Here is a 350-nt window from a genome sequence, read left to right as displayed (position 1 = left end):
TGATTCATTGAAGAAGACGATAAAGAAGCAGCCCGAAATTGGGTCTGTAGCTCAGTTGGTTAGAGCGCACCCCTGATAAGGGTGAGGTCGGCAGTTCGAATCTGCCCAGACCCACCAATTTTGTGTGGGAAACGCCTGTAGAAATACGGGGCCATAGCTCAGCTGGGAGAGCGCCTGCCTTGCACGCAGGAGGTCAACGGTTCGATCCCGTTTGGCTCCACCACTACTGCTTCTGTCTTGAAAGCTTAGAAATGAGCATTCCATCGATGTGATGGTGAATGTTGATTTCTAGTCTTTGATTAGATCGTTCTTTAAAAATTTGGGTATGTGATAGAAAGATAGACTGAACG

Annotated in this window: 2 tRNA genes; both read left to right on the top strand. The window is 47.4% G+C overall.

What is annotated here, in order from left to right:
• Nucleotides 1-40: 40 nt before the first annotated feature.
• Nucleotides 41-117 (top strand) — tRNA-Ile (locus HX821_RS31595).
• Nucleotides 118-147: 30 nt separating this feature from the next.
• Nucleotides 148-223: transfer RNA gene (locus HX821_RS31590), tRNA-Ala, on the top strand.
• The last annotated feature ends 127 nt before the right edge of the window (nt 224-350 follow it).

Origin of the sequence: Pseudomonas sp. B6001 (genome assembly GCF_013386015.1) — a bacterium.
Lineage (GTDB): Bacteria > Pseudomonadota > Gammaproteobacteria > Pseudomonadales > Pseudomonadaceae > Aquipseudomonas.
This window is presented reverse-complemented; position numbering and strand designations above follow the sequence as displayed.